This window comes from Pseudomonas sp. FW305-7 (assembly GCF_058786735.1).
Map to the genome: position 1 here is coordinate 131,760 of NZ_JBYSZA010000016.1, position 23,846 is coordinate 155,605.

The following is a 23,846-nucleotide window of genomic DNA, read 5'->3' on the forward strand; positions in this document are numbered from 1 at the left end:
TCAAGGCGCCGGCTGCGCTATCATCGCCGGCCTGTGCGCCTTGAGCTTTGACCCGGATGTCTCCAACACTTGATGACCTGAACTCCCTGCCTGCTGTTTTGGCCGGCCCGCTGCTGCGACGGCTGGAGCCGACACGACTGGTGATGTGGCTGGTCGGTACGCGTCCTCTGTCGCTGACTTTGCGCTTGCAGGGTGTAGGAGACATTCCGCTCGATGTAGAGAATTGCACAGTCATTCCCGTAGGCAGTCGGGCGTTCGTTCACCTCATCGATATCACACTCGATAGCGCCCTGCCCTTCGACACCTTTATCGACTACGACTTGCTGATCGATGACGAAAAAGGCATAGCAGATTGGGCGCCGCACCTGCTTTATGCCGATACCACCCGCCCGAACTTTGTCCTGCGTTCACGGATAGATCAGTTGCTCCACGGCTCCTGCCGCAAGCCGCATCACCCGGCGGCGGATGGTTTGCTGTGTGTCGATCAACTGCTGGCGGCGCAAACCGACCCGCAACAACGCCCGGTGCTGTTGATGATGAGTGGCGATCAGGTCTACGCCGATGACGTAGCCGGCCCGATGCTGCGGGCGATCCATGCCTTGATCGAGCGCCTCGGCCTGCTCGACGAACACCTCGAAGGTGCCGTGGTCAGCGACAGCGCGAAACTCTACGAACACCCGGCCAGTTACTACCACCGTGCGGATTTGTTACCGGCTCTGGAGAGCAACGAGACGTTGCGCGAGCGATTTTTCGGCGGTGCGCGTAAGCCGATTTTCACCAGCAGCAGCGCCGACAATCACCTGGTGACGTTTGCCGAAATCATGGCGATGTACTTGCTGGTGTGGTCACCGGTTGCGTGGACACTGATCAATCCGCAGCCTCCGCTACTGACGCCGGATCGCCTCAAGCGATATGCACTCGAACAGACCCGGATCGACGCCTTCAAGGCAGGCCTGGACAACGTCGCCCGAGTGCTGGCGCATCTGCCGAGCCTGATGATTTTCGACGATCACGACATCACCGATGACTGGAACCTTTCCGCGCAATGGGAGGAAACGGCCTACGGCCATCCTTTCTCCAAACGCATCATCGGCAACGCGCTGATTGCCTACATGCTGTGCCAGGGCTGGGGCAATAACCCGGATGCCTTCAAGGATGTACTGGAGAAAACCCGACGCCTGGCCGCCAGTGGCGATGACCATTACCTCGACAGCCCGGTGCAGGACGAACTGATCGATGACTTGCTGCGCTTTCAGAACTGGCACTTCGTGATGCCGACCAGCCCGGCGCTGGTCGTGCTTGACACGCGTACCCGACGCTGGCGCAGCGAAATGACGCTCAAGCAACCGTCGGGTCTGCTCGACTGGGAAGCCTTGAGCGAACTGCAGCAAGAGCTGCTCGATCACCCGTCGGCGATCATCGTTTCGCCCGCGCCGATTTTTGGTGTGAAGCTGATTGAAACGGTGCAAAAGGTCTTCAGCTGGTGCGGTTACCCACTGCTGGTGGATGCCGAAAACTGGATGGCCCATCGTGGCGCCGCGCAGGTGATCCTGAATATTTTCCGACACACACGTACGCCGGGTAACTACGTGGTGCTGTCCGGCGATGTGCATTATTCCTTCGTCTACGAAGTACTTATCCGACACCGCAAGGCCGGCCCACGGATCTGGCAGATCACCAGCAGCGGGATCAAGAACGAGTTTCCGAAAACCCTGCTGGAGTGGTTCGACCGTCTCAACCGCTGGCTCTACTCACCGCGCTCGCCACTGAACTGGCTGACCAAACGTCGACGTATGCGCATCGTGCCGTACACACCAGAACATGCCGAGGCAGGTGAACGACTGTGGAACTCAGCGGGGATCGGTCAGGTGTTTTTCAACGAGCAAGGCCAGCCACGCGAGATCATTCAGCACAATTCCAATGGAGCGGCGAAGACACGGATGCTGGCGCCGGATTTGTCGGAATACCCGGACTAAGACCTTGCACTGTGATTGCGGAAGCGAGCCTGCTCGCGAAAGCGATCAATCATCCAGCACAGATGCCGACTGATAGGCCGCCTTCGCGAGCAGGCTCGCTCCTACAGTGCTACTTGCAAGCCGTCAATGCGCGGTCAGTGCCCGCACCACACCTCTGACAATCATCCCCACCTCCCGCTCATCAATCGTCAGCGGCGGCAGCAGCCGTATGGTCTTGCCGCGCGTGACGTTGATCAGCAGCCCATGATCCCGCGCCGCGATCAGCGTCAGGTCACGAATCGGCTGTTTCAACTCGATGCCGATCATCAAACCCTGACCACGAATCGCCAGCACATTCGGGTCATCCGCGAGTTCTGCGCGTAACAGGCTCAACAGACGCTCACCCTGCACCCGCGCATTTTCCAACAAGCCTTGCTCATCAATGATTTCCAGCACCGTGCAGCCCACCCGACAGGCCAGCGGATTACCGCCAAACGTACTGCCATGGCTGCCGGGCGTGAACAGATCCGCCGCCCTGCCCCGCGCCAGGCATGCACCGATCGGCACGCCATTGCCGAGTCCTTTGGCCAGGGTCATGACATCCGGGACAATGCCTTCATGCTGAAACGCAAACCACTGGCCCGTGCGGCCGATACCGGTCTGGATCTCGTCAAGCATCAGCAGCCACGCATGCCGGTTGCATAGTTCACGCAAGGCTTTCAGATAACCCGGCGGTGCCAGTTGCACACCACTTTCCCCCTGAATCGGTTCCACCAGAATCGCGACGATCCGCTCACCGTGCTTGCGCTGTGCTTGCTCCAGCGCCGCAAGATCACCGAACGGCACTTTGACGAAATCCCCCGGCAATTGGTTGAAACCCAGACGCACCGCCGGCCCATCACTGGCGGACAACGTACCAAGTGTGCGGCCATGAAACGCGTTGGCCATCACCACCACCAGCGGCTGCTCAATGCCCTTGCGCCAGCCGTACAACCGCGCCAGCTTCAAAGCGGTTTCGTTGGCCTCGGCCCCGGAGTTGTTGAAGAACGCCTTGTCCATTCTCGACAACTCAGTCAGCCGGTTGGCCAACTGTTGCTGCCAATCGATGCTGTACAGATTGGACGTATGCAGCAGCAATCCCGCCTGTTCGCTGATCGCCGAAACGATGCGCGGGTGCGAGTGGCCGACATTGGTCACCGCCACCCCGGCGACCGCGTCCAGATACTCGCGACCGGCCTGATCCCACAGGCGCGTGCCCAAGCCTTTGGTGAAACTCAGGGCCAGTGGTTGGTAGGTGTTCATCAGCGCGGCGGTCATGACTTCAAACTCCAGTGAAGGTCGGTGTGCTCGCAGTATGGTTAGCCACCAGAACTGGATAAACTCGGTAAAACTTCAATCATTTAAAAGCCGGACTTGATAATGGACCTGTTTCAGTCGATGAGCGTCTACGTCAAAGTGGTCGAATCGGGGAGCATGACGGCGGCCGCGTTGCAGTGCGACATGTCGACGACGATGGTAGGCAATCACCTGCGCGCGCTGGAGCAACGGCTCGGCGTGCAACTGCTGCAACGCACCACGCGGCGCCAGCGACTGACCGAGTTCGGCAGCGTCTATTACCAGCGCTGCCTCGAAGTGCTGGGACTGTTGGCTGACTCTGAACGCCTCGCCGAGCAGGCCCTTGATGAGCCTCGTGGCATTCTGCGCATTACCGCTCCCCTGACATTCGGCGTTGAGCGCCTGGCGCCAGCGCTGAGTGAATTTTCCCTGCAATGGCCGAAGGTCAAACTCGACGTGGTACTGACCAATAGCCGCCCGGATCTGCTGGAAAGCGGCCTCGACGTCGCCTTCCGCCTGGGTCACTTCGAACAGTCCAACTTGATAGCCCGGCCCCTGATCGACTACACCCTGACCGTCTGCGCGGCGCCGGAGTATGTCGCAAGACGAGGCATGCCGCTGACGCCACAAGACCTGCAACAGCATGACTGCCTGTCCTTTGCCTACCCCACCGGCGATGACTGGCAATCGGTGGAAAAGCGCTGGCGCCTCAGCGGCCCGGACGGCGAAATCATGGTCGACGTCAGCGGGCCGATGCTGATCAACAGCTCCGCCGGCCTGCATCAGGCGGCACGTACGGGCATGGGCATCGTGATGCTGCCCGATGCCCTGGTGGAAGAGGATTTGCGCGATGGCCGACTGGTGACGGTCATCCCCGACTACCAACCCCCGAGCCGACCTCTACACCTGTTGTATGCCCCGGATCGTTATCGCCTGCCCAAGCTGCGGCGCTTCGTCGATTTCGCGATGCAGGCATGGGGCAGATCCTAGTTCCTCTAACTCACCACGTCCGCGACAAGGAGTCGACCCACCGATGAACAACTACCTGACCGTACGCGATCTATTGCCCGCCGAAGTGGAATCAGTGCGCCTGTTCCTCGGCCAGCATGGATGGGGCCATCGAACCGGTTCAAGCGAAGACTTTGCACAGCTCATCGCCAACTCCCAACGCACGGCCATTGCCCTCAAAGGCACATGCATCGCAGGTTTCGCCCGCGGTATCAGCGATGGTTTATCCAACGGTTATCTGTCGATGGTCGTGGTCGACGTGCAGCATCGACGCGAAGGCATTGGCCGGGCATTGGTTGAGCACGTCATGGGGGATAACCCCGACATCACCTGGGTGCTGCGTGCAGGCCGTGAAGGCGCCGAGGCGTTTTTTGCCCGCCTGGGTTTTCAAACGTCGCTGATTGCGATGGAGCGCCCACGACTGAAGTAACCCTTAACGCTATGACACCAGCTATGATCTCCCCTCTTTTTTCAGCAAGGACGCTGCGCGATGCTCGCCATTTTGCAAAACACCCCCCTGTGGGTTTATGTGGTTTTTCTGATCATGGTGTATTTCGGCCTGAAGGCTCGCAAGCCTCAGCACGAGACCCGGTTTTCGCTGCTGTCGACGCCGCTGGTCCTGCTGGTCTGGTCGCTGCTTTCGCTGAACCTGTCGGTTGATCCCGGTTTGACGCTGGGCGGCTGGTTGATCGCTTTGACCCTCGGTGCCCTGTCGGCATGGCTGATCTTTTCCCGCAAGGGCTTAGAGCTCGACGACCCGGAAACCGGATTAATCGTGCCGGGGACCTGGAAAGCACTGGTGTTGTTGCTGCTGTTTTTTGCGGTGAACTACTACTTCGGCTACCAGGATGACGTGCACCCGGACCGCACTACCGAAGCGGGCATGTTGTTGCTCAAGGCTGTAGCGTCGGGATTTGTCTGCGGATTGATCAGCACCCGCTCGCTTAAGTTCTATTGGCTGCTGCGAACGCTTCAGGCGCAACGCCCGCCTCTGGGTGCTTGATGAGTCAGCGGTAAAAAACTCGACCGCCAGCCCGTTGCTCCGTGACAACGCCGCCCCGCTCCCCTAAATTAGTCGGCCTGAAAAAGCCCTGTGCTTTCTCATCTCCACTCAAGTTAAAAAGTAGTGAAATTTCAATGTCCGATTTCAACACCGCTGAATCCGTCGTTACCGAATCGTCCAAAGCGGAATACGAAAACTCCATCAATCTTTCACAACACCTGCCACAAGCCAAAATCATCAGCGAGATGGTCCTCGACGCTTTTCAGTCGAACCGCGAAAGCGACCAGATTCGCGAGCTGCGCGCCGCGATCCGTCAGGCCCACGACAGCTTCGATGACGACAAGGCCTATGAACTGATGGGCGAACTCAAGGCTCTGAAAGATGCCGAAGCCGCCGACATCGCCGCACTTGAAGACCTGAGCAGCAAGTTCTCGATCGGCCGCATCCTGTCCTGCTTCAAGGACGATCCGGCCTTCCAGGAAATCGTTTACGGTCTCGCGCTGAAAGTCCTGAATCAGACCCATCAGGCGATCAGCAACCCGAGCGGCGGCAAGAGCAAGGCTGCCAAGAAGAAAGAACTCGAAATCTTCACCATCAGCAAGGACGGCGCCAGTGTGACCTTGCCGCTGCGCACTCCACGTTCGCGCTTGAGCGTTGACCGCGAAGCGCTGGAGTTCCTCGGTTTCACCTTCGTCGGTGAAGGCGAAGAAGCCGAGCTGGAGGGCGAAACCTTCCTCGACAACGCCGGCACCGAACACGCGATCAACCGCAAGAACATCATCACCGCCCTGCAACAGCAGACCGCGTTCGATGGCTACAGCATCGCCGCGCAGTAATATTTCGGCGCTGACGAAAAAGCCCCGCACTGAGATTCAGGCGGGGCTTTTTGGTTTTCGGCTTGGGAATTATGCGTCGGAGTGCAATGCCGCAATCATGTCGACTTCGATCGCCGCATTCTTCGGCAACTGATACACACCGACCGTGGTGCGCGTGTGCCGGCCGGCATCGCCGAGCACATGGCTGAAAACATCCGATGCACCGTTGGCCACTTCGCTCAGGTCAACAAAGTCCGGCGTCGACTTCACGTACACAGTGACCCGTAGCAACGCCTTGATCTTGTCCAGCGAACCGACTGCATCGACGATCAGCGCCAGACAACGCATCGCACTGATGCTCGCAGCAGCCTGGGCATCCTTGAGGGTCAACTCCAGACCCACCCGACCCGGGTACTGAATCTTGCCGTGAGTACGCGGCACCATGCCGCTGATGTACAACTCATCGCGATGACGGATCAACGGCGCGTAATTGCCGCCGGCGGTGTTCTCGCCATAGATGTCGTAATTCAGCTCTTGTGCCAGGGCAATGAAGCGCTCGTCGCAGGTCATCCTCTCAGTCATTTCGCCCAGCCTCTGAATCGATGCGTGAAATATCGCGGAGTAGAACAGTTGAGCGCCGAGGGAATGGCATGGCGCTATCACTGGATCCAAATCTAGGTCTTTTGAAAGTACTCCGCAACCTTCGAAATCGGCGGCGCACGCCATCGCGAGCAGGCTCGCTCCCACATTTGATTGGCGTCGTTCACAAATCCCCTGTGGGGGCTAGCCTGCTCGCGATGGTGTCACCTCGATTCAGCATGATTCACCCAATAAAAAACCCCGCACATCTCTCAATGTGCGGGGTTTTTCTTCAAGCCTTTGAGCCTTACGGCGCGTACGTCAGCAGTAGCTCGCTCGGCACCTTGAAGTCCAGAGACATCATGACGCTCAGGGCGGTGATGGTGAAGATCGAGAAGACGAACAGCTTGCGTGCCCAGACCGTGTCATCCACTGCCTTGTAGCCGGTCCAGGCCATGTACAACCAGTACATGCCCATGGCCGCGGCGACGGCGAGGTAGCTCATGCCGGCGTAACCGCTGAAGGTCAGCATCAAGGTCGCCACGAGGAACGCCAGGATGTAGAGCAGGATGTGCTTCTTGGCCACTTCAATTCCGCGCTTCACTGGCAGCACCGGAATCGATGCGGCCAGGTAATCGTTGAAGCGGAAGATCGCGATGGCGTAGGAATGCGGCATCTGCCACAGGCTGAACATCACCAGCAACGTCAGCGCGGCCATGTCGAAGCTGTTGGTTACGGCGACGTAACCGATCACTGGCGGCATGGCGCCCGACAGACTGCCCACCAGCGTGCCGTGAACCGACTTGCGCTTGAGGTACAGGCTGTAGAAGCCGACGTAGATCACGAAGCCGATTACCGCGAACAGGGCGGCCAACGGGTTGGCCACCTTGTACAACAATGCAACGCCGAGAACACCAAGGATGGTCGCGTAGACCAGGGCCAGTTTCAGGGAGATCAAGCCCTGCACCAGCACCCGGTTCTTGGTGCGTTCCATCTTCAGGTCGATGTCGCGGTCGATGCAGTTGTTGAACACGCAACCGGAGGCGACAACCAGGGATGTACCGATCATGGCAGCCAGAAACACCGCCAGATCGACATGCCCTTTCGAGGCCAGGAAAAACCCGCCTGCCACAGAAAGCACGTTACCGAAAATGATCCCCGGTTTGGTGATTTGGATAAAGTGCTTGAGCGACATCGGGTCTTACCTCACTTCGCCATCATGAACGTGTGGATGCTGAACATGATCCACAACGACAGGCCAACCAGCAGCAGGATCACGATGGCCGTGAAGACGAACGCGATCACGTTGTTACGCTGAGCCACCGAACGGTCCAGGTGCAGGAAGTAATACAGGTGAACGATCACCTGGATCACTGCGAACAGCAGGACGATTGCCAGTGTGGTGGCCTTCGGCAGGCTCGGGTACATCACCAGACCGAACGGGATGACGGTCAGGATCACCGACAGGATGAAGCCGATGGCGTACGACTTTACGCTGCCGTGGCCAGCATCATGGCTGTCATGGGAGTGTGCATTAGCCATTACAGAGTCCCCATCAGGTAAACAACGGTGAATACGCAGATCCACACCACGTCCAGGAAGTGCCAGAACAGGCTCAGGCAGCTCAGACGGGTCTTGTTGGTCGCCGTCAGGCCGTGCTTGTTGACCTGGTACATCATGATGCCCATCCAGATCAGACCCGCAGACACGTGCAGACCGTGGGTACCGACCAAGGTGAAGAACGCGGACAGGAAGCCCGAACGGCTAGGACCGAAGCCCTCGGAGATCAGCAGGTGGAACTCGTTGATCTCCATGGCGATAAAGCCTGCGCCGAGCAGGAAGGTCATGAACAACCAGCCCAGAACCTGCTGCTTTTTACCTTTGTACAACGCCAGCATGGCGAAGCCGTAGGTGATCGAACTGAACAACAGCAGAGCGGTTTCGCCCAGCACGTATGGCAGTTCGAAGATGTCGTGGCCCGACGGGCCACCGGCTACGTTGTTTACCAGTACTGCGTACACCGCGAAGATCGACGCAAACAGAATGCAGTCGGTCATCAGGTAGAGCCAGAAACCGTATACGGTCATCTCGCCCGAATCGTGGTGATGGTCATCGTGCCCATGTTCACCATGGGCGTGTCCGGCATTGGTCACTAAATTCGACATGGTTTAAGCCTGTTCCAACGAGGTTTCAACACGGGTGGCACCGGCCGGGATTTTCCCTGCCGCGACCAGACGCTTGTGCTGCTCGGCTTCGATGCGCTCGATCGTTTCAACCGGAACCATATAGCCCTGGTCGTCACGTGCAGCGTGGATCACGAAGTAGATGACAGTGCCGGCCAGGCTGGCGATCGCCAACCACCAGATGTGCCAGATCATCGCGAAACCGAAGACGGTCAACAGTGCGCCCATCACTACGCCAGTGGCGGTGTTGTTCGGCATGTGGATCGGCTCGTACTTGGCCGGACGCTGGTACGCGGTACCGTTTTCCTTGGCTTCGGTGAACGGGTCGATGCAGTCAGCCTTAGGCAGCACAGCGAAGTTGTAGAACGGAGGTGGCGACGAAGTCGACCATTCCAGGGTGTGTGCATTCCACGGGTCACCGTGATCGCAAACGTTCTCTGGCTTGTTGCGGTCACGTACCGACACGTACAGCTGGATCAGCTGGCAGGCGATACCCACAGCGATCATCACCGCACCGAACATGGCAACGTACAGGTACGGTACCCACTCAGGGTTGGTGGTGGCGTTCAGACGACGGGTCATGCCCATGAAGCCCAGTGCATAGAGCGGCATGAACGCGACGAAGAAGCCCGAGATCCAGAACCAGAACGCTGCTTTACCCCAGCCTTCGTGCAGCTTGAAGCCGAACGCTTTCGGGAAGTAGAACGCGAAACCTGCGATGTAACCGAATACCGCACCGCCGATGATCACGTTGTGGAAGTGCGCGATCACGAACAGGCTGTTGTGCAGAACGAAGTCAGCACCCGGGATGGCCAGCAGTACGCCGGTCATGCCGCCGATGGCGAAAGTCACCATGAAGCCCAGAGTCCACATCACCTGGCTGGTGAAGCGCAGACGGCCCTGGTAGATGGTGAACAGCCAGTTGAACAGCTTCACACCCGTCGGGATGGAAATCAGCATCGTCGCCAGACCGAAGAAGGCGTTGACGCTCGCACCCGAACCCATGGTGAAGAAGTGGTGCAGCCAAACCATGAAGCCCAGTACCGAGATCGCGCCCGAGGCGTAGATCATCGAGTGGTGGCCGAACAGTTTCTTGCCGGTGAACGCCGAGATCACTTCCGAGAAGATGCCGAATGCCGGCAGGATCAGGATGTAAACCTCAGGGTGGCCCCAGGCCCAGAACAGGTTGACGTACATCATTGGATTGCCACCAAGTTCATTGGTGAAAATGTGGAAATCCATGTAACGGTCAAGAGTCAGCAGTGCCAGGGTAGCGGTCAGGATCGGGAACGAAGCCACGATCAGAACGTTTGCCCAGGTGCAGGTCCAGGTGAAGATCGGCATGTCCATCAGTTTCATGCCAGGGGTACGCATTTTCAGCACGGTCGCGAGGAAGTTGACCCCCGTTAGCGTCGTACCCAACCCGGATAGCTGTAGCGCCCAGATGTAGTAGTCCATGCCCACGCCAGGGCTGTATTGCAGACCCGACAGCGGTGGATAAGCAACCCAACCGGTCTTGGCGAATTCGCCGACGCCCAGGGACAGGTTGATCAGCACAACGCCGGACACCAGCAGCCAGAAGCTCAGGGAGTTCAGGAACGGGAACGCAACGTCACGCGCGCCGATCTGCAGCGGCACTGCAAGGTTCATCAGGCCGGTGAAGAATGGCATCGCCATGAAGATGATCATGATCACACCGTGAGCGGTGAAGATCTGGTCATAGTGTTCAGGTGGCAGGTAGCCAGGCGAACCCTCGGTGGCCATGGCCAACTGGGTACGCATCATGATGGCGTCGGCAAAACCGCGCAGCAGCATGACCATGGCGACGATGATGTACATCACGCCGATTTTCTTGTGGTCGACCGACGTCAGCCACTCGGTCCACAAGTAAGTCCACTTCTTGAAGTAGGTGATTGCAGCGAACAGCGCCAGACCACCGAGGGCGATCATGGCGATGGTCACCATCACGATCGGCTCGTGGAATGGGACTGCTTCCCAACTTAATTTACCAAACATCGTTTACTCCTCTGCCCCGGCAGCTGAATGCGAACTCGAGTCAATTTCCGTGGCCGCCACTTCTTTCTCTTTCTTCTCGTGCTTCAGCGGCTTGCCCGGCTTCATACCTTCGTACTTGTCGACGATGATCTGGAACTGGTTCGGCGTGACCGAGGAGTAGAGCTCGACTGGGTTGTTCTGGCTTGGCTTGGCAAGGGCTGCGTATTCAGCTTGATCAAGCTGTTTAGGTGACTTCTTGACTTCACTTACCCAGGCGTCGAAATCTTCCTGAGTGGTGGAGATAGCTTTGAACTTCATGCCGGTGAAACCCGCGCCGCTGTAGTTGGCGGAGATACCGTCCATTTCAGCGTTGCGGTCAGCGATCAGGTGCAGCTTGGTCTGCATGCCCGCCATCGCGTAGATCTGGCCGCCCAGACCCGGGATGAAGAACGAGTTCATCACAGCGTCAGAGGTGATCTTGAAGTTGATTGGCGTGTGCGCCGGGAACACGATCTTGTTGACCGTGGCGATGCCTTGTTCCGGGTAGATGAACAGCCACTTCCAGTCCAGCGCGACCACTTCGATGGTCACAGGCTTGACGTCGGATTGAATCGGACGATAAGGGTCCAGTTCGTGGGTCGAGATGTAAGTGATGTAACCCAGGGCAATGATGATCAGAACCGGGATGGTCCAGACTGCCACTTCGATTTTGGTCGAGTGCGACCATTTCGGGGTGTAGACAGCGTTCTTGTTCGACGCGCGGTATTTCCAGGCGAACAGGAAGGTCATGACGATAACCGGCACAACGACCAACAGCATCAGCAGCGTGGCGGTGATGATCAGGTTGCGCTGTTCCAGGCCGACCTGGCCCGTTGGATTGAGCAAGGTCATGTTGCAGCCTCCCAGCAACAACGTGCCGAGCAGCGGCACTAGGCCTAGTAATCTGGGGTACCTGTTTTTACTCATCTCACGACCTCTAAAGCAGCTTGCGCAATGCAGTTGGGTTTTGATCGCCAACACTTCACCCTGCCAAGGGTTGGCATTTTCTTTGGATTGAATAAGGGCCGCCCGTCGCGCGTCAGACGCTCGACAAAACCTGGGACAGCGGTCAGTTCTTATTCGAATTCGTGGTCAAAGGCCTTGTTACAGACCAATTCCATTTGGTGCGGAAAGTTGGAAGGCACCGACACCTGGGTGTCTTGAAAGCCTCACGACTTGCTCGACACCCGACTTCCTGCTCGCTCCTTAATAAAGGCTGAACAGTGCCGGGAATTCAGTGCGGGCGATTGTAGATAGGTAGCGCCCTATACACCATGTCTTATCCCGAAATAATTTTTATCCGTTCGAGCAACAATCCATCGCCATTTTTGCAAAAGTGCCGCATGTTATCGAAATCGATTCTCAACAAAAACACCAAATTTTGTAGGTGTACCCGCCTCAGTTCAGACAGCTCTGAAGGCATTTTCTGCTGGCCCGATCAGCGCAAAGCCCGATACCCCAAGGCTTTTGGCCATCTGCCAGGTCTTGTTAAAACTGCCTGATCTGGCACACACGTGCAAAAGCGCAAAAACACCGAAACAGACCAATCCTTTTTTGTAACAGCACACCAATCCGCGTCACTGAAGAGACCTGCGACACGGCGTGTGTGACAACATGTCGCACACCTGTCACACCCTCCCTTGCCGTTCGTCACGGTGTTTTCACAAACACTCTGAAATGCAAAACGCCCCGATTTGCTGATACGCAAATCGAGGCGTTTTCTGTATCGGCCAATGCGCCGAATAGTTGATTCAGCGCAGTGCTTTTCGGTTACGCGAGGTCAACAGCGGCACCAGGATCACCACCAATACAAATGCCACCAGTGCCCATTGCGCCAACGACAGGCCGAGGATCGGCGGGTACGGCGTCGAGCAGAAACCGTCGACCTGGAAACCCAGCGGGAAGATCTTCGCCAGCGGCAGATCATCGACAATCGGCTGCAACACATCGATGCCGCAGCTCACCGCCGGATAGAACTGGGTGTACACGTGATGCCCGGCCACACCGGCCCCGGCTATCGCACAAATCACCACCAGCACTTCAAACACGGTGATGCTGCGCCGCGTGCGCATGGCCGCGCCAATGAAGGCGAACAGCGCGATCAGCAGCAATGCATAACGCTGCAAGATGCACAGTGGGCACGGCGCCTCGCCGAGCACGATCTGCATGTACAGCGCGCCACCGATCAATGCCAGGCAGATAATGCCCAGCAGCACCAGAAAGCGCCGCTCACGTCCCAATCGAATCGTTTCCTCGCTCATCGCGTTTCCCTTGTATGTCCATGGTTCAGCTGGCCGGCGGCTGCGCTTGCAGTTGCGCCATCAGGCTGATGTTGTCTTCGATATGCCAATTGGCCGCGATGCGACCGTTGTCGATCTGATAGATATCGGTTGCCCGGAAGTCTACACGCTGGCCCTGCCCTTTGAGAGCCTTGAACGTGCCAGTGAAATGCCCGCGAAAGTGCAGATGCACCACCACGCGATCTCCGGCGACGATCATTTGCTCGATGTCGCAGCTCAAATCCGGCACCGCCGTGCGAAAGAACTTCGACGCCAGCAACGGCCCCGTCGGCCCCTGCACCCGGCCTTCGGGCGGCGTCTTGTCGACAAACTGCGGCGACAAGGCGGCCGTGGCCAGTGCCTCTTCGCCACTGTTCCAGAAACTGCCGTAACGCCGTGCTGCCAGTTCCACGGCTGCAGCCTGTGCCTTGGGCAGGCTCTGATCGACAATCAGGGTCTGCGGTGTGATCAAGGCAGATTCGGCAGAAGCAAACGGGCTGGCCAGCAAAGTGGCCGACAGGCTCAGGGCAGCGAAGCTGATACGACGGACGAAGGTGAGGTGCGACATGATGGCGATCCTGATCAGGTAAACGAACGAGCGCCTATCATCAGCATCGGGGAATAAACGATAAACCGGTTAAGAAACGATTAACCTTTAAACACTTTTTAAGAATCAAGACCGTGTAACGGCCAATCGCGGGCAAGCCCGCTCCCACAGGTTCCAGCGTCGTTCACAAACTCTGTGCACGCCACAAATCCTGTGGGAGCGGGCTTGCCCGCGATGCAGACGACTCGGTCTCAGGAATTATTCCAGAGCAGAAGCCGGCCCGAAGAACTCGTAACGGCTCTGCTGCTCCGGCACGCCCAGCGCTTTCAGATGGCGCTTGATCGCCCCCATGAACCCCTTCGGCCCAAGGAAGTAAGCATCGACATCACGCTGCTGGGGCAACCACTCGCCGAGCAACTCCTGACTCAACATCCCGACCTTGTCCGCCGCTGGGCTCACACCATCGTCTTCGGCGTAGCAGTAGAAGCGCTTGAGTTGCGGATGACGCTCGGCCAGGCCGTCGATCCAGTCGCGGAACGCATGCACGCTGCCATTGCGCGCGCAGTGGATAAAGTGCACCGGACGTTCAGTCTCCAGCGCCGCTTCCAGCATCGCCAAGGTTGGCGTGATGCCGACGCCGCCGCTGATCAGCACCAACGGCTTGTCGCTGGCAGTCAGGGTGAATTCGCCCGATGGCGGGAAGAGCTGAATGCTTGCGCCGACATGCAGTTGATCGTGCAAGTGATTGGAAGCACGGCCACCCGGTTCACGCTTGACGCTGATGCGGTACTGACCTTTGTTTGCCAGCGCTGACAGCGAATAGTTGCGGCGGATTTCCTCGCCGTCGAGGATCAGTTTCATGCCGATGTACTGGCCGGGCTCAGCCGCGAGGATCGGACCTTTGTCGGCCGGTTCGAAGTAGAACGAAATGATTTCCGCGCTCTCCTCGACCTTGGCCGCGACGATGAACTCGCGCGCCCCGCGCCAGCCGCCGACGGCTTGTTCTTTCTGGTCGTAGATCGCCGTTTCGGCGCCGATCAGGATATCGGCCAGTTGTCCGTATGCCGCGCCCCACGCACTCATCACTTCTGGCGTGGCGATTTCTTCGCCGAGCACTTCGGAGATGGCGCGCAACAGGCAGGCACCGACGATCGGGTAGTGCTCCGGCAGGATTTGCAGAGCGACATGCTTGTTGATGATCTTCGCCACCAGATCACCCAACTGGTCGAGCTGATCGATGTGACGGGCATACATCAACACGCCGTTGGCCAAAGCCCGGGGCTGATCGCCGCTGGCCTGATGCGCCTGGTTGAACAATGGGCGAACTTCCGGGTATTCGGCGAGCATCATCCGGTAGAAGTGGGTGATCAGCGCTTCACCACCGCTTTCCAGCAGAGGCACGGTGGATTTGACGATGGCACGATCCTGGACGCTAAGCATGGGGTGACTCCTGAGCTTCGATAAAAAGTTACCTTGGGTTTATCAGTTTCCGTGCCAATTTATTTATCTCTATAAATCAATAGCTTAAAAACAACGTAGTCAAATCGACCCAAAGCACCTTATAGTCATCGCGACTACATCTTGTCTCTTTGACTACAACACAATGACTGCCAAATCCCTGCTCACCGCTCTGCTGCCTCTGGTTTCCGACCTGTCCCGCGAATTGCCTGAGGGCGAACGTTACCGACGCTTGCTCGAAGCCATGCGCGCCCTGCTGCCGTGCGATGCCGCCGCACTGCTGCGCCTGGACGGCGAATCGCTGGTGCCGCTGGCGGTCGATGGTTTGAGTGCAGACACCCTCGGTCGGCGCTTCAAGGTCAGCGAGCATCCGCGTTTCGAGATTTTGCTGGCCGGGAATGGGCCAACCCGTTTCGCCGCCGACAGCGACTTGCCCGATCCTTACGACGGCCTGGTTGATGGCCTCGACGATCACCTTGAAGTCCACGACTGCCTCGGCTGCCCGTTGTTCGTCGATGAAAAACTCTGGGGCCTGATCACCCTCGACGCCCTTGATCCCGAGCGTTTCGAACCCATCGAACTGGATGCCCTGCAAGCCTTCGCCAGCCTCGCCTCGGCCACGGTCAACGCTGCCGAACGCATCGAGCGACTGGCGATCCGTGCCGAAGACGAACACCAGCGCGCCGAGGTCTACCGTCAGGCCAGCGGTCAGCAGAACCGCGAAATGATCGGCCAGAGCAAAGCACTGAAACGTTTGGTGGACGAAATCAATCTGGTCGGCGGGAGCGACCTGACCGTGTTGATCACCGGCGAAACCGGGGTCGGCAAGGAACTGGTGGCTCAGGCCATTCACGCCGCCTCACCGCGCGCCGACAAGCCGATCATCAGCCTCAACTGCGCCGCACTGCCGGACACGCTGGTGGAAAGCGAACTGTTCGGCCACGTGCGCGGCGCGTTCACCGGCGCCACCAGCGACCGTCGCGGCAAATTCGAACTGGCCAATGGCGGCACGCTGTTTCTCGACGAAGTCGGCGAGTTGTCGCTGACCGTGCAGGCCAAATTGCTGCGCGTGTTGCAGAGCGGCCAGTTGCAGCGTCTGGGCTCGGACAAGGAACATCAGGTCGATGTACGCCTGATCGCCGCAACCAATCGCGACTTGGCCGAAGAAGTGCGCAGCGGTCGCTATCGTGCCGACTTCTATCATCGCCTGAGCGTGTACCCGCTGCGGGTGCCGGCCCTGCGTGATCGCGGGCGCGATGTGTTGCTGCTCAGCGGCTTCTTCCTCGAACAGAACCGCTCACGCATGGGCCTCAACAGCCTGCGCCTCAACAGCGACGCCCAGGAAGCGCTGCTCGCCTACACTTGGCCGGGCAACGTGCGTGAACTGGAGCACTTGATCGGGCGCAGTGCGTTGAAGGCGCTGGGCAACTGCAAGGTAAGGCCGAAGATTCTCAGTTTGAGTGCGGCGGATCTGGACTTGCCGCGTGAGGTTGTGGATAACCCGGTTGAGCCGGTTGCCGGGGTGGTGGCTTCTTTACCGCTGATCAGCGGGGATCTGCGCGCCGCTACCGAGGAATATCAGCGGCGATTGATTGCTGCAGCGCTGGAGCGCAATCAGGATAACTGGGCGAGTGCGGCGCGGGAGTTGGGGCTGGATAGAGCCAACCTCGGCAGAATGGCCAAACGCCTAGGCATGAAATAGTCACTTCCTGTTGCTCGAATGAGTCCCTGTGGTGAGGGGATTTATCCCCGATAGACTGCGAAGCAGTCCCTTCTTTTGAAATAAGGAGCAGGGCCGCTGCGCGCCCCATCGGGGATAAATCCCCTCACCACAGATACATCCCTGCCCACCCGACAACCAACCTAAAGCCCAACCTTTTGACGCCGATAACCCGGCATCAATAGTTTCTGGCGATTTGCACCCTCGCCCATCACCTTTTTCCACAGAAGGTTTATATGTCTTCCACCAAAGCCCGCGCAGATTCACTTTCGCTTCTGCTGTTCACTTTGCGCAGCGGCAAGCTGATGGCGATCAACCTGCTGAAAGTCAGTGAAATCATCCCTTGCCCGCCGCTGACCAAGCTGCCGGAGTCGCACCCGCACGTCAAAGGCATCGCCACGTTGCGTGGTGCTTCACTGTCGGTGATCGACCTCAGCCGCGCCATCGGCGAGCGTCCACTGGAAGACCCGAACGGCGGTTGCCTGATCGTCACCGACGTCAGCCGTTCTAAACAGGGTCTGCACGTTCAGGCAGTGAGCAAAATCGTCCACTGTCTGACCACTGACATCAAACCGCCGCCGTTCGGCTCCGGTGGTTCGCGCGCCTATATCACCGGCGTGACCTCGGTGGACGGTACGCTGGTGCAAGTGCTGGACATCGAAAAAGTCATCCACAGCATCGCCCCGGCACAGATCGAAATGGCCCCGACCGACCTGTCCATGGAAGACGCCGACGTCCTTGGCAACGCACGCATTCTGGTGGTCGACGACAGCCAGGTGGCGTTGCAGCAATCGGTGCACACCCTGCGCAACCTCGGCCTGCAATGCCACACCGCGCGCAGTGCCAAGGAAGCCATCGACTGCCTGCTCGACCTGCAAGGCACCGCGCAGCAGATCAACCTGATCGTCTCCGACATCGAAATGTCCGAGATGGACGGTTACGCCTTCACCCGCACCTTGCGCGAGACTCCGGATTTCTCTCACCTCTACGTGCTGCTGCATACCTCGCTCGACAGCGCGATGAACAGCGAAAAAGCGCGACTGGCCGGGGCCAATGCCGTGTTGACCAAGTTCTCGTCGCCGGAACTGACCCAGCGCTTGATCGAAGCGGCCAAACACGTCGCCGCCAACGGTCACTGAACCTTGGGCGAGACGTATTGCTTGTTGATGCGGCGGGATCTGGGCACCGCCGTGCCGGATATCGTCTGGCCGAAAGGTATCGAGATCAGCACTTACCAACCGCAACTGGCGCCCGCCGTGCATGACCTGATGCAACTCGGCTACCTACAAGGAGGCGGTCGGGTCCCAGCGCTCGAGGTCTGGCAGCAGCGCTTTGAACGCGATCCGGAATACGATCCGCAACTGTGCTTCATCGCCATGGATGCCGAGGGTGTCGTCGGTGTGGCGCAGTGCTGGACCAGTGCCTATATCAAGAATCTGGTAGTGCATCCGCGCGCTCAGGGTCGAGGTTTGGGCCGGGCGTTGCTGCTGAATGCATTCATAGCGTTTCAACAGCGGCGTGAAGGGTTTGTTGATTTAAAGGTGCTGGAAGATAACGTTCGGGCGCAGCGGTTGTATGAAAGTGCCGGAATGTATGTGGTCCGCCGGGAGATTGTGCCGGACTGATACTCCGTCATCGCTGGCAAGCCAGCTCCCACAGAGATCGGCGCCGCTCACAACACTTGTGGGAGCTGGCTTGCCAGCGATGGCGACCTCAAAGACAACTTTTCACCCTGAGGCATACTCCAACCTTGGCCACTACCCAAGGACGCCCACCATGAAAACCCTGACCCTCAGTTTGCTCAGCCTGCTCTGCCTCACCGCCCTCGCCTCCCAGGCCCACGCCTCCAGCCCCGACGCCTGGGCGGCCTACGACAAGACAGTCCTCGCCAGTTGCACCAAGGCCAGCGGTTTGAAAAATGCCAAACCCGTCGGCACTCCCGCGCAATTCGATGACCGCGTCGGTTACACCGCCGTGTTGCTGCAAGGTCAATACCCGCAAAAACACATGAAAGGCCAGCAAGGCACCGAACTATGCCTGTTCAACAAACAGTCGAAAACCGCGTTTGTCACCGAGTGGGACTCGATCCGCCCGACCGCCAAGACCCGGTAAATGGCGCATAATTTGCTTCGATCCCGGTCTGCATGGCGGCTTTACGTCGCTGCTTAACACCTTGATTGAAGATTGATCGTCCCATGAATACGACGTTTTCCTGCGTCGGTTGCGGCAAGTGCTGCACCGACCACCATGTGCCCCTGACCCTCGCCGAAGCCCGAATGTGGGCGGCGGATGGTGGTCAGGTGATCGTGCTGGTGGAGGCCTTTCTCGGCAATGGCCTGGGCTTGCCGGCGCAGCAGCGTGAACACGCCGAACGGCGATCGGTGGTGGTGCGCAGCGGCGCAACCGATGCGCACGTGGCAATCACCTTTGCCGCGTACAACGTCGGGCCGTGTCGAAATCTTGACGAAGACAAGCTGTGTCGCATCTACGAGCGGCGGCCATTGGTGTGTCGCATTTATCCGGCCGAAATCAATCCGCACATCCCGCTCAACCCGGCTGCCAAGGACTGCCCGCCGGAGTCTTGGGAACAGGGGCCGGCGTTGATTGTTGGCGGCGAGTTGGTTGATCAGGAACTGGTCGAACTGATCCAGCGCTCGCGGCAGGCGGATCGCGATGACATTCGGCTCAAGGATGCGATTTGTGCGGCGCTGGGGATTCGTACCACGGCGCTTAAGGGCGACGGGTTTACCGCATATCTGCCGAACATGGACGCTTTTGCGGCGGTGGTTGATCAGGTGAGTGCGCAACCGTTGAGCGACGTAGCCAGTGAATGGCTGTTTCATTTGTCCGGGGATGATGTTGCCGGGCAAGTGCTGGCAGCAGGGGCGCAGGTGGTGAGCGAGCCGGCGCAGACGTATGCGTTTATTCCGTTGCGGGTGGCTTGATCAGCGTTTTGTAGAGACTGGACCGGCCCCATCGCTGGCAAGCCAGCTCCCACAGGGTTTTGCCTCGTGCACCAATCAGATGAACACCGGCAAAACCTGTGGGAGCTGGCTTGCCAGCGATGGCGCCAGTTCAGGCAACATCAATCCCGAACCCGCCGCCGCCCCCAGAATTCCCGCGCCAGCAAGCGCAAGTCCCCCGCAAGCCCCGCCACATCCTCGGAATTGCGCTGACTCTCGCGCCCCTCATCCACCGTCACCTCGCACGCCGTGCGGATGCTGACGATGTTGCGATTGATGTCCTCGCTCACCGCACTCTGCTGCTCCACCGCCGCCGCAATCTGCAGACTCATCTCGGTAATCTGTTCGACCCGCTCGCTGATCCCGTCCAGCGCCCGCGCCGCGCGCTGCGCTTGTTCGACGCTGTTTTCCACATGCTCGCTGCTCTGCTGCATCACCAGCACCGCGTCGCGCGCGCCGGTTTGCAGGGTGCTGATCATGCGCTGAATTTCGTTGGTCGATTGCTGCGTGCGTTGCGCCAGCCCGCGCACCTCATCGGCCACCACTGCAAACCCGCGCCCGGCATCCCCCGCCCGGGCCGCTTCGATCGCCGCGTTGAGCGCCAGCAAATTGGTCTGTTCGGCGATGCTGCGGATCACCTCCAGCACCCCGGAGATCTCACTGCTGTGGCCTTCGAGTTGATGAATGACCTCGGTCGCCCGGCCAAGCTCTTGCGCCAGCCGCAGGACAGCGCTGCGACTTTCACCTACAAGCAAATGCCCTTCGCGGGTTTCCGTCCCGGCCAGGTCCGCCGCCACCGAAGCCTGCTGCGCATGGCTGGCAACCTGCGCGACGCTGGCGGCCATCTGATGAATCGCCGCCGCGACCTGATCGGTTTCCGCCTGCTGCGCCAGTGAACTGCTATGGCTGCTTTGCAGATGATCGACCAGTTGCGCCGCATGCCCGGCCAACTGCTGCGACGCGTCGCCAATACGCCCCACCACTGCGCCAACCTGTGCTTCGAGCATCTGCAAGGCAAACTCGATCTGCCCGAACTCATCGCGCCGACCGGTATAAATGCCTTGGCTCAGCGGATTGTCCGCCACCTTGCGCGCACGCTCGGTCAAGCGCTCCAGCGGCCGCAGGATCCAGCGCACGCCCAGCGCACAACTGCCGCTGCCGATGACAAACGCCGCAGCACTAATCTCCATCAATTCCGGTCGCAGCCAAGACTCAAGCGTCAACAGCCCACCGAGCAGCACACTGGCCAGCGCCGTAATCCGCGCTCGCACATCGATATTCGGCAATCGCCAACGCGCCACCTCCTCGCCGCGCAACTGTGCATACGCCCGCTCCGCTGCCGCGACTTGCCGCGCATCCGGCCGGGTACGCACCGACTGATACTCGACGGCGGCGCCGTTCTGCGTCACCGGTGTGACATAGGCACTGACCCAATAGTGATCACCGTTCTTGCAACGATTTTTCACCATGCCCATCCAGGATCGCCCGCCCTTGAGCGTCTGCCACATATGCGCAAACGCCTGCGCCGGCATGTCCGGATGGCGCAGCAGGTTATGCGGCGTACCGAGCAATTCGTCGCGGCTGTAACCGCTGATATTGATGAAGTCGTCGTTCGCGTAGGTGATCGCGCTGGTCAGATCAGTAGTCGAAAGAATATTCGCATCCAGCGCAACATCGACGTTGCGGCCGGTCACCGGGAGATTGATCTTCATGGATAGCGCGCTCGTATTATTGGAGGAGTCGGCAGGGCTGCTGACTCTAAGCGCACTCATTGGTTAAATATTGATCTGGCTCAGGGGATGAGCACTTAGCCATCACTGCGACGGAAAATCGCAGTAGATGGCTGAAGGCGGGATGAAACTCAGCGCTTGCCCATCGAACGACGGGTGCCCGGCGGCGCCATGCCTGGGGTCTTGGTGTGGCCGTTCTTGGCGCCGTTCTTGTACCACGGCTGATTCGAGCCTTTGGCAGCGGCCAGTTCACCCGGTTTGAACGGGAACTTGAACGCCGGGATCTCGGCTTTGGTTTCGTTGGCGTCAGCCATTTCAGCCGCGACATCGCTCACGGCGTCGTCAACCGGCGGTTGGGTCGGGGAAGTCATAAAAGCTCCGGAAAGCATAAAGTCGGGCCCGAACAGTGAGCCGCGAAGGCGCGCAGTATACCTGTGCGCCGCAACTCGGCAGCTGAAGATTTAAGCCACAAGCCGAACGGTTTACAGGTACGTGATGGTGACGATGCCTTTGTCGGTCGAAGTCTTCAGTGGCTCAAAGGTCATGGTCATTGGCAGCGTTTCATGGCTGCACGCATTGCGATAGGCATCGATGTCGAGCTTCAGGCCGGGCTTGAGTTCGACCTGGCGTGATTCGCTGGAACTCAATGCACCGACTCGACCGACTTCACAGCCGGAATCGACGATCTGCCCGGTAAACCGGATCTCGCCGGATTGATTGCCAGGCGCGGCAAAGGATGTCAGTGGAAGCAAGAGAAGCACGTACGGCAGAGCGGTTTTCAGCTTCATTTCAAGACACTCCGGGGTGAGCGGCCCAGAGAAAACCCGGGCTACACAATTTTTATCCGCGAGCAGGGACGGATCTTGAGAAGCGTAGTTGGCAAATGGGTCCCGAATTGGGACTGATCGGTCCCTTTTGGGGACCGTTATACCGCCATCGCGAGCAGGCTCACTCCTACAGGGGGAATGCATTTCAAATGCAGGAGCGAGCCTGCTCGCGAAGAACGATGACGCGGTGTTCTTGCGTGATCAGGTTTGCGGATCAACCCGATCCAGCGCCCTGTTTACCGCCAGCTCGGCGAGCATGACGATCTGCTGGATCGCCAGCGCTGTACTGCGCTGCGGGCGACTGAGCTGGTCGGCCAGGTCACCAGCCATGACATTGGCAGAAGCCAGAGATTCGCAAGCGTGGGCGAGCAGACTTTCGGTGTCGATGTTCGGCTGGATAAGGAACATCGTACTGGGCTGGCGCGGTTTGACCGGTTCGGGGCAGAGGTAGAAATCGAGGGCGCGCTTGATGGCTTCGCGGGTTTTGATCTGGTCGTCGGCGCGGATGGCGTCTTCGAGTGGGGTTGGGGTTTCGAGGGGTGGATCGGGTACGGGCTTAGTCATGGATATGTTCCTAATCAAAAGCCAACACGAGCCGTTTCTCACGCGGCGGAGTGGTGGCAGCTATGTGCGGAGTGAGAAACCGGTAGGAACAAGCCCGGCCGAACCGAAGTTCGCCCGCACACAGCCGCCATAAAAATTGCAGGGCAGCAAATAGCCGGCGGCAATTATGGTGGTACTGGTGTTGGATTAACAGTTCCTACGGGCTCTCACACCCGATCGCCGAGTTTTCGGCGACAACCAAAGACTAGAGAGCGCACGTCCGACGGACAACCTGAAAACCTTGTGGGAAGGTTCTGGTTATTTGACTCATATTTAAACAGACCAAAGTAATCGGCTGACTGGACAGACCTCTTCGCGAGCAGGCTCGCTCCCACAGTGAACCGAGTACACCTGCCAGAGATTGGTCGGCTATCAGGTCGCCATCGCTGGCAAGCCAGCTCCCACAGGGGTTGCGTTCATCTGGCAGAGACTGGTCGGCTATCAGGCCGCCATCGCTGGCAAGCCAGCTCCCACAGGGGTTGAGGTCATCTGCCAGAGATTGGTCGGCTATCAGGCCGCCATCGCTGGCAAGCCAGCTCCCACAGGGGTTGAGTTCATCTGGCAGAGACTGGTCGGCTGTCAGGCCGCCATCGCTGGCAAGCCAGCTCCCACAAAAGAGCAAAATCAAAATCAAAAGATCGCAGCCTGCGGCAGCTCCAGGGAAGATAAGTACAACCCGCACGCGGCGCATGCCGCCCCACTCAACACAATGAGCGTTAGCTCGAGTACCGCTCTTGATCTTGATCCACGGGCGACGTCGGAAGGCTGAGCGGAGGGATTGATCCGGGCGTGGGAGCGCAGCGACCG

The 23,846-nt window shown here is 58.9% G+C and carries 23 protein-coding genes and 3 pseudogenes; 11 read left to right on the top strand and 15 right to left on the bottom strand.

Features of this window, described 5'->3' with window-relative positions; translation table 11 throughout:
• Window positions 1-56: 56 nt before the first annotated feature.
• Window positions 57-1,976, top strand: a complete 1,920-nt coding sequence (locus AC3WMT_RS19290) for an alkaline phosphatase D family protein (RefSeq protein WP_103304520.1) — start codon at window positions 57-59, stop codon at window positions 1,974-1,976.
• Between the two features lie 123 nt (window positions 1,977-2,099).
• Here the strand turns inward: AC3WMT_RS19290 and AC3WMT_RS19295 are convergent, their stop codons facing one another.
• Window positions 2,100-3,272, bottom strand: a complete 1,173-nt coding sequence (locus AC3WMT_RS19295) for an aspartate aminotransferase family protein (RefSeq protein ID WP_103304519.1) — start codon at window positions 3,270-3,272, stop codon at window positions 2,100-2,102.
• 102 nt (window positions 3,273-3,374) lie between these two features.
• Here AC3WMT_RS19295 and AC3WMT_RS19300 point away from each other — a divergent pair, with 102 nt between their 5' ends.
• The 4 genes and pseudogenes from AC3WMT_RS19300 (at window position 3,375) to AC3WMT_RS19315 (ending at window position 6,137) form a co-directional block, all read left to right on the top strand.
• Window positions 3,375-4,280, top strand: a complete 906-nt coding sequence (locus tag AC3WMT_RS19300) for a LysR family transcriptional regulator (RefSeq protein ID WP_103304518.1) — start codon at window positions 3,375-3,377, stop codon at window positions 4,278-4,280.
• 43 nt (window positions 4,281-4,323) lie between these two features.
• A complete protein-coding gene (locus tag AC3WMT_RS19305) occupies window positions 4,324-4,728 on the top strand; it encodes a GNAT family N-acetyltransferase (RefSeq protein ID WP_103304517.1) in 405 nt (134 codons plus the stop codon).
• 54 nt (window positions 4,729-4,782) lie between these two features.
• Window positions 4,783-5,301, top strand: a pseudogene (locus tag AC3WMT_RS19310) (DUF6622 family protein); the annotation flags it as partial.
• A 134-nt stretch (window positions 5,302-5,435) separates the two neighbouring features.
• A complete protein-coding gene (locus AC3WMT_RS19315) occupies window positions 5,436-6,137 on the top strand; it encodes a hypothetical protein (RefSeq protein ID WP_103304515.1) in 702 nt (233 codons plus the stop codon).
• Window positions 6,138-6,206: 69 nt separating this feature from the next.
• Here the strand turns inward: AC3WMT_RS19315 and AC3WMT_RS19320 are convergent, their stop codons facing one another.
• The 9 genes from AC3WMT_RS19320 to hmpA form a co-directional block, all read right to left on the bottom strand.
• Window positions 6,207-6,698 carry a RidA family protein gene (locus AC3WMT_RS19320; RefSeq protein WP_103304514.1) on the bottom strand — a complete coding sequence of 164 codons (492 nt, stop codon included), beginning with the start codon at window positions 6,696-6,698 and terminating at the stop codon, window positions 6,207-6,209.
• Between the two features lie 304 nt (window positions 6,699-7,002).
• A complete protein-coding gene (gene cyoE / locus AC3WMT_RS19325) occupies window positions 7,003-7,890 on the bottom strand; it encodes a heme o synthase (RefSeq protein WP_103304513.1) in 888 nt (295 codons plus the stop codon).
• A gap of 11 nt (window positions 7,891-7,901) precedes the next feature.
• The gene (gene cyoD / locus AC3WMT_RS19330) at window positions 7,902-8,237 is read right to left on the bottom strand and encodes a cytochrome o ubiquinol oxidase subunit IV (RefSeq protein WP_103304512.1); all 336 of its coding nucleotides are present in this window, start codon (window positions 8,235-8,237) and stop codon (window positions 7,902-7,904) included.
• Window positions 8,237-8,860, bottom strand: a complete 624-nt coding sequence (gene cyoC, locus AC3WMT_RS19335; protein WP_042560958.1) for a cytochrome o ubiquinol oxidase subunit III — start codon at window positions 8,858-8,860, stop codon at window positions 8,237-8,239. The genes cyoD and cyoC overlap by 1 nt, the downstream gene beginning before the upstream one ends.
• Window positions 8,861-8,863: 3 nt before the next feature.
• The gene (gene cyoB, locus AC3WMT_RS19340) at window positions 8,864-10,894 is read right to left on the bottom strand and encodes a cytochrome o ubiquinol oxidase subunit I (protein WP_103304511.1); all 2,031 of its coding nucleotides are present in this window, start codon (window positions 10,892-10,894) and stop codon (window positions 8,864-8,866) included.
• 3 nt (window positions 10,895-10,897) lie between these two features.
• Entirely contained in the window at window positions 10,898-11,839 is a 942-nt protein-coding gene (gene cyoA / locus AC3WMT_RS19345) for a ubiquinol oxidase subunit II (RefSeq protein ID WP_007916947.1), read from the bottom strand.
• Window positions 11,840-12,663: 824 nt separating this feature from the next.
• Window positions 12,664-13,173 (bottom strand): disulfide bond formation protein B, encoded by a 510-nt coding sequence (locus AC3WMT_RS19350; protein WP_025109264.1) that lies wholly within the window; start codon window positions 13,171-13,173, stop codon window positions 12,664-12,666.
• 25 nt (window positions 13,174-13,198) lie between these two features.
• Entirely contained in the window at window positions 13,199-13,759 is a 561-nt protein-coding gene (locus AC3WMT_RS19355; RefSeq protein WP_103304510.1) for an ester cyclase, read from the bottom strand.
• Window positions 13,760-13,996: 237 nt separating this feature from the next.
• Window positions 13,997-15,178: an NO-inducible flavohemoprotein gene (gene hmpA, locus AC3WMT_RS19360; protein ID WP_103304509.1), complete on the bottom strand. Its 1,182-nt coding sequence runs from the start codon at window positions 15,176-15,178 to the stop codon at window positions 13,997-13,999.
• A 163-nt stretch (window positions 15,179-15,341) separates the two neighbouring features.
• Here hmpA and norR point away from each other — a divergent pair, with 163 nt between their 5' ends.
• The 5 genes from norR to AC3WMT_RS19385 all read left to right on the top strand — a co-directional run bounded on the left by norR (window position 15,342) and on the right by AC3WMT_RS19385 (window position 19,861).
• Complete coding sequence (norR, locus tag AC3WMT_RS19365) at window positions 15,342-16,898, top strand: nitric oxide reductase transcriptional regulator NorR (RefSeq protein WP_103304508.1); 1,557 nt, start codon at window positions 15,342-15,344, stop codon at window positions 16,896-16,898.
• A gap of 254 nt (window positions 16,899-17,152) precedes the next feature.
• Entirely contained in the window at window positions 17,153-18,055 is a 903-nt protein-coding gene (locus AC3WMT_RS19370; RefSeq protein ID WP_103304507.1) for a chemotaxis protein CheV, read from the top strand.
• 27 nt (window positions 18,056-18,082) lie between these two features.
• Window positions 18,083-18,541 (top strand): GNAT family N-acetyltransferase, encoded by a 459-nt coding sequence (locus AC3WMT_RS19375; RefSeq protein WP_103304506.1) that lies wholly within the window; start codon window positions 18,083-18,085, stop codon window positions 18,539-18,541.
• 151 nt (window positions 18,542-18,692) lie between these two features.
• Entirely contained in the window at window positions 18,693-19,028 is a 336-nt protein-coding gene (locus tag AC3WMT_RS19380) for a hypothetical protein (protein ID WP_103304505.1), read from the top strand.
• 83 nt (window positions 19,029-19,111) lie between these two features.
• Window positions 19,112-19,861 carry a YkgJ family cysteine cluster protein gene (locus AC3WMT_RS19385; RefSeq protein WP_103304504.1) on the top strand — a complete coding sequence of 250 codons (750 nt, stop codon included), beginning with the start codon at window positions 19,112-19,114 and terminating at the stop codon, window positions 19,859-19,861.
• Between the two features lie 140 nt (window positions 19,862-20,001).
• On the opposite strand, the pseudogene AC3WMT_RS19390 reads toward AC3WMT_RS19385, so the two are convergent.
• The 5 genes and pseudogenes from AC3WMT_RS19390 to AC3WMT_RS19410 form a co-directional block, all read right to left on the bottom strand.
• Window positions 20,002-21,006 (bottom strand): annotated as a pseudogene (locus tag AC3WMT_RS19390) (methyl-accepting chemotaxis protein); the annotation flags it as partial.
• A gap of 303 nt (window positions 21,007-21,309) precedes the next feature.
• A pseudogene (locus AC3WMT_RS19395) lies at window positions 21,310-21,651 on the bottom strand (PAS domain-containing protein); the annotation flags it as partial.
• Window positions 21,652-21,740: 89 nt separating this feature from the next.
• The gene (locus tag AC3WMT_RS19400) at window positions 21,741-21,980 is read right to left on the bottom strand and encodes a hypothetical protein (protein WP_103304502.1); all 240 of its coding nucleotides are present in this window, start codon (window positions 21,978-21,980) and stop codon (window positions 21,741-21,743) included.
• A 111-nt stretch (window positions 21,981-22,091) separates the two neighbouring features.
• On the bottom strand, window positions 22,092-22,397 hold the full coding sequence (locus tag AC3WMT_RS19405) for a hypothetical protein (protein ID WP_103304501.1): 306 nt from the start codon (window positions 22,395-22,397) through the stop codon (window positions 22,092-22,094).
• 240 nt (window positions 22,398-22,637) lie between these two features.
• A complete protein-coding gene (locus AC3WMT_RS19410; RefSeq protein WP_103304500.1) occupies window positions 22,638-23,000 on the bottom strand; it encodes a DUF6124 family protein in 363 nt (120 codons plus the stop codon).
• A gap of 400 nt (window positions 23,001-23,400) precedes the next feature.
• On the opposite strand from AC3WMT_RS19410, the gene AC3WMT_RS19415 reads away from it, so the two are divergent.
• Window positions 23,401-23,808 carry a hypothetical protein gene (locus AC3WMT_RS19415; protein ID WP_492577907.1) on the top strand — a complete coding sequence of 136 codons (408 nt, stop codon included), beginning with the start codon at window positions 23,401-23,403 and terminating at the stop codon, window positions 23,806-23,808.
• Window positions 23,809-23,846: the final 38 nt, after the last annotated feature.

Excerpts from the sequence above, each read along its gene's own strand:
- AC3WMT_RS19290 (WP_103304520.1), top strand. The coding sequence starts at position 57 with ATGTCTCCAACACTTGATGACCTGAACTCCCTGCCTGCTGTTTTGGCC.
- AC3WMT_RS19295 (WP_103304519.1), bottom strand. The coding sequence starts at position 3,272 with ATGACCGCCGCGCTGATGAACACCTACCAACCACTGGCCCTGAGTTTC.
- AC3WMT_RS19300 (WP_103304518.1), top strand. The coding sequence starts at position 3,375 with ATGGACCTGTTTCAGTCGATGAGCGTCTACGTCAAAGTGGTCGAATCG.
- AC3WMT_RS19305 (WP_103304517.1), top strand. The coding sequence starts at position 4,324 with ATGAACAACTACCTGACCGTACGCGATCTATTGCCCGCCGAAGTGGAA.
- AC3WMT_RS19315 (WP_103304515.1), top strand. The coding sequence starts at position 5,436 with ATGTCCGATTTCAACACCGCTGAATCCGTCGTTACCGAATCGTCCAAA.
- AC3WMT_RS19320 (WP_103304514.1), bottom strand. The coding sequence starts at position 6,698 with ATGACTGAGAGGATGACCTGCGACGAGCGCTTCATTGCCCTGGCACAA.
- cyoE (WP_103304513.1), bottom strand. The coding sequence starts at position 7,890 with ATGTCGCTCAAGCACTTTATCCAAATCACCAAACCGGGGATCATTTTC.
- cyoD (WP_103304512.1), bottom strand. The coding sequence starts at position 8,237 with ATGGCTAATGCACACTCCCATGACAGCCATGATGCTGGCCACGGCAGC.
- cyoC (WP_042560958.1), bottom strand. The coding sequence starts at position 8,860 with ATGTCGAATTTAGTGACCAATGCCGGACACGCCCATGGTGAACATGGG.
- cyoB (WP_103304511.1), bottom strand. The coding sequence starts at position 10,894 with ATGTTTGGTAAATTAAGTTGGGAAGCAGTCCCATTCCACGAGCCGATC.
- cyoA (WP_007916947.1), bottom strand. The coding sequence starts at position 11,839 with ATGAGTAAAAACAGGTACCCCAGATTACTAGGCCTAGTGCCGCTGCTC.
- AC3WMT_RS19350 (WP_025109264.1), bottom strand. The coding sequence starts at position 13,173 with ATGAGCGAGGAAACGATTCGATTGGGACGTGAGCGGCGCTTTCTGGTG.
- AC3WMT_RS19355 (WP_103304510.1), bottom strand. The coding sequence starts at position 13,759 with ATGTCGCACCTCACCTTCGTCCGTCGTATCAGCTTCGCTGCCCTGAGC.
- hmpA (WP_103304509.1), bottom strand. The coding sequence starts at position 15,178 with ATGCTTAGCGTCCAGGATCGTGCCATCGTCAAATCCACCGTGCCTCTG.
- norR (WP_103304508.1), top strand. The coding sequence starts at position 15,342 with ATGACTGCCAAATCCCTGCTCACCGCTCTGCTGCCTCTGGTTTCCGAC.
- AC3WMT_RS19370 (WP_103304507.1), top strand. The coding sequence starts at position 17,153 with ATGTCTTCCACCAAAGCCCGCGCAGATTCACTTTCGCTTCTGCTGTTC.
- AC3WMT_RS19375 (WP_103304506.1), top strand. The coding sequence starts at position 18,083 with ATGCGGCGGGATCTGGGCACCGCCGTGCCGGATATCGTCTGGCCGAAA.
- AC3WMT_RS19380 (WP_103304505.1), top strand. The coding sequence starts at position 18,693 with ATGAAAACCCTGACCCTCAGTTTGCTCAGCCTGCTCTGCCTCACCGCC.
- AC3WMT_RS19385 (WP_103304504.1), top strand. The coding sequence starts at position 19,112 with ATGAATACGACGTTTTCCTGCGTCGGTTGCGGCAAGTGCTGCACCGAC.
- AC3WMT_RS19400 (WP_103304502.1), bottom strand. The coding sequence starts at position 21,980 with ATGACTTCCCCGACCCAACCGCCGGTTGACGACGCCGTGAGCGATGTC.
- AC3WMT_RS19405 (WP_103304501.1), bottom strand. The coding sequence starts at position 22,397 with ATGAAGCTGAAAACCGCTCTGCCGTACGTGCTTCTCTTGCTTCCACTG.
- AC3WMT_RS19410 (WP_103304500.1), bottom strand. The coding sequence starts at position 23,000 with ATGACTAAGCCCGTACCCGATCCACCCCTCGAAACCCCAACCCCACTC.